Origin of the sequence: Methylobacterium sp. J-090 (genome assembly GCF_022829345.1) — a bacterium.
GTDB lineage: Bacteria > Pseudomonadota > Alphaproteobacteria > Rhizobiales > Beijerinckiaceae > Methylobacterium.
In genome coordinates this window covers 1-3,761 of sequence record NZ_JAKSXV010000059.1, presented here as the reverse complement: position 1 = coordinate 3,761, position 3,761 = coordinate 1, and the positions used below count along the sequence as shown (strand labels likewise).

Here is a 3,761-nt window from a genome sequence, read left to right as displayed (position 1 = left end):
GCCACCAGCATGGTGAGGCCGACGAGGCGGTCGAAGACGCTTTTGGCGATGATGTCCCAATCGGCCATCGGCTTGTCGAACACGTCGAGCACCGGCACCGCGCCGAGGTAGGAATAGGCGCGCGGGCGCAGGCGCAGCTTCGAGGCCTGGGCCGAGAGGCGGATGTCGATGGGCAGGACCCAGAGCTTGGCCAGCATCTGGAGGATGCGGTCCTCGGCGGCGATGGGGATGGTGAAGATGATGAGGTCGAGGCGGGTGGTGCGGGCATAGGCGACGAGGTCGTCGACGGTGCCGAGCTTGGGGTATCCCGCCACCACCGTGTCGGAGCGCTGGTCGCCGCGGTCGTCGAACACGCCGACGATGCGGATGCCGGACTCGGCCTGGGCGTCGAGGGCCCGGATGAGGTCCTCGGCCACGGGCCCGCCGCCGACGATCGCCGTGCGACGGTCGAACTGCCCGCGTCGCATTCGCATCCGGACGAGGCGGGCGACGGCGAAGCGTCCGGCCGGGATCAGACCGAGGCCGATGCCGTAGAGGGGCGCGAGCCAGGCCCGGGCGCAGGGATCGGCGGCCTCGGTCAGGACCAAACCGGCGGCGACGAGGAGGAGCGCGGCCGTCCAGGCCGCCGCCAGCCGCGGGGCCGTACGTAGAAACCCGCGGACGGCGTCGATGCGGTAGGCGCCGGCAGCCTGGAACAGGATGACGGCCAGGATCGCGACGCCGGCGGCGGCGGCGAGCTGACGGAACGAGAGCGGACCGAAGCAGGAGGGGGACAGGCGCTGGACCGCCAAGCCGACGCCGACGATGACGAGGAACTCGCCGGTCCGGACGCAATCCGCCAGAACCACCGGGGACATCGGCTCGCCCCTGCCCCCTGCCCCTCGACCGCGCGTTTCCGGAAGCGGTGCCTCGACGGCGGTCGCCACGGTCCTGGCGACCTGCCGGTCTGTCTGGTCCGCCGCTTTCAGCAGATCGCGGACGTCGAAGGCGGACATCAAGGCCTCCAAGGCTCCGGAAACGGTCGCTGCCATCGTGGCGGCATTCCCCCGGAACCCTGGCATGGCCTCCTCACGGAACGTTTAACGCGGTCCGAGGTCTTGGCCCGGTCGCTGGGATCTGCGCGGGCGCCCGGCTCCAGAACAGGCCGGGTTCCATTACGGCAAGAAGCGGGTCGCGAATCTGGAGGTGCAGGAAGACGAACTTCCGCACAGGCTCCATGATCCGATGGGCCCGATGCGCGATCCCGGTCATTCCACCATCCGCACGGCCGGATCGGGCGCCGTCATCGCTCCGCCGCCTCGGCCAAGGTGCGCCAACGCGTCGGCGCCGTCATCAGAACCGCACCGAGACGGTGCCGGTGAAGCGCCGCGGCGATCCGGGATAGACCCGGAACACGTTGAGCGAACTCTCGTAGATCTCCGTGTCGAAGATGTTCTCGACGTTGAAGCCGAAGCGGATGTTCTCGTAGCGGTAATAGGCGAGCGCGTCGGCGACGATGTAGGCCGGCAGGGTAAAGCCGGTGCCGCCCGCGTCGCCGGCTCGCTCGCCGACCCCGCGCACGCCGCCGCCGATCCCGAGACCCGCCCATGGACCGGTCTGGACTTCGTAGACGGCGAGCAGGCTGCCGCTGTGCCTGGGGATGTTGATGAGGGGCGCCCCCACCGGCAGGATGTTGTCCTTCGTCACCACGGCGTCCGCATAGACGTAGCCGCCGATGAGGCGCAGTTCGGGCGAGATCTGGCCCGTGGCCGTGAGTTCGAAGCCCTGGCTGCGCACGCCGCCCGCCGCGAAGGAGAAGCCGCTGTTGTTCGGGTCCGGGGTCAGCACGTTCTCGCGCTCGATGCGGAAGGCCGCTCCCGTGAGGCCGAGTGCCCCGCCGTAGAGATCGAGCTTGGCCCCGACCTCGTAGCCGATGCCGGTCTCGGGCGCGAACGGGACTCCGCGCGAGACCGCCGCCGCATCGGGGCCGATGTTGGGCCGGAAACTCGTGCCGACATTGGTGTAGAGCGCGAGTTCAAGGAGCGGCTGGTAGACGAGGCCGGCGCGCGGCGTCGCGGCAGCCCGCGTCTGCTCGACGTCGCTGCGTGGGATACGCTCGCGGAACGACTGCTCGAAGAAGTCGAACCGGACGCCGAGCAGCGCCTTCCATTCGGGGCTGAGCGCGATCTGGTCCTGTGCGTAGAGAGCGGTGTTCGTCACCCGCTCGAGGTTGTTGCGCGGGATGGTGAATGGCGGCAGGGGCTGGCCGTAGCGCGGATTGTCGATGTCGATGGAAAACGGGTTCTGCCGGAAGTTCGAGCGCAGGTAGACCGTGCGGCTGTCGGTGCTCTCGCGCTCGAAGCCGAGGAGCAGGGTGTGCGCCAGGGGGCCGGTGGCGAAGCGGCCGATCACCTCGGCCTGGCCGATGGCGGTATCCCAGCGGTAATCGCGAAAATTGCGGTCGCGGGAGACCGTGCGGTTGTCGGCCGCGATGCTCCGGATCTCGGCGGATTCACCCTCGAGCGTCCCGGTGTTGAAGTGTGCGCCCAGCCGCATCTGCCAGTCGGCGTCGAAGCGATGCTCAAGGCGAACCTGCAGGGTGTTCGAGGTCTGCTCGGTGCTCTGGCCGGGCTCGCCGAGGAAGCGCGAGATCGGCAGGAATCCGAGCTGCTTGTTGATGGCGATCACGCCGCGATCGAACACGATGCGGTTGCGCACGAACTCGGTCTCGACGGTGACCTTGGTGTCGGGCGTGATCTGCCAGCTGAGGGACGGCGCCACGAACAGCCGGTCGCCATCCACGTAATCGCGAAAGCTGTTCTGGCGCCCGGCCGCGAAGTTGAACCGGTACTGGACGGTCTTGTCTTCGTTGAGGGCGCCGCCGGCATCCACCGTGCCGCGGAACTGCTCGAAGCTGCCCCACAGGCCGCCCATCTCGACGAAGCGCTGGGCCGTCGGCTGCTTCGTGATGATGTTGACGACGCCGCCCGGATCGCTGCGCCCGAACAGGGCGCCGCCCGCGCCCTTCAGCACCTCGATGCGCTCGACGTTCTGGGTATCGGGCGGCGGCGGGAAGCCCCGGTTTATGGCGAAACCGTTCCTGAAGATCTCCGAGGTGGTGACGCCGCGCACGGCGTAGCTGAACACCGTCAGGCCGCCGAAATTGTTCTGCTGGGCGACGCCCGGGGTGTAGTTGAACACCCGGTCGACCCGCGTGGCGGCCAGATCGGTGATGACTTCGCGCGAGGCCACGGTGACGACCTGGGGCACGTCGCGCTGGGGGGTGTCGGTCTTCGTGCTGCTCACCGCCCGGGCCGCGCTGAAGCCCGGCGTCGGGCCGATCAAGCCGATGGCGCCCTCCGGTACGTTGAAGCCGATGCCGGCGCCCTCCACCGTGAGGGTGTCCAGCGTGACCGCCGCCTCCTCGGCCCGGGCGGCCGGCGTGAAGGACAGGGCGGCGAGGGCCATGCCCAGGCGCAGGCCAGGTTTCAGGGGCATCGGGTGGGGTCTTCTCGGGCAGGGTGTCGGCCGTTCCAATCCGTCGTCCGGCAACCGTGCAAAGCCGGTGCCGGACCACCGGCCTGGATGGTAAGTGAAACATTATTACGTTTCGAAGCTTGGCCGTGCAAGCCGTTTCGCGTGACTGGCCTGCCCCCGTTCGGTGGCCCATGTTCGAAGTTAGTGCATCGTCGGTCGCGTGACGATGGCAGGGCGAGCGGACGGCACTGATCCGCTCGGTTCGGTTGGCCAGATGAGGACCTCTGGCGCAGGCGGCTGGTAGC

General features: G+C 68.9%; 1 protein-coding gene and 1 pseudogene. Both read right to left on the bottom strand.

The genetic code is table 11. The features are described from left to right. A pseudogene (locus MKK49_RS08120) lies at positions 1–995 on the bottom strand (undecaprenyl-phosphate glucose phosphotransferase); the annotation flags it as partial. Positions 996–1,332: 337 nt separating this feature from the next. Further along, positions 1,333–3,477, bottom strand: coding sequence for a TonB-dependent siderophore receptor (locus MKK49_RS08115; RefSeq protein ID WP_409565038.1), 2,145 nt, complete (start codon positions 3,475–3,477; stop codon positions 1,333–1,335). Positions 3,478–3,761: the final 284 nt, after the last annotated feature.

Excerpts from the sequence above, each read along its gene's own strand:
- MKK49_RS08115 (WP_409565038.1), bottom strand. The coding sequence starts at position 3,477 with ATGCCCCTGAAACCTGGCCTGCGCCTGGGCATGGCCCTCGCCGCCCTG.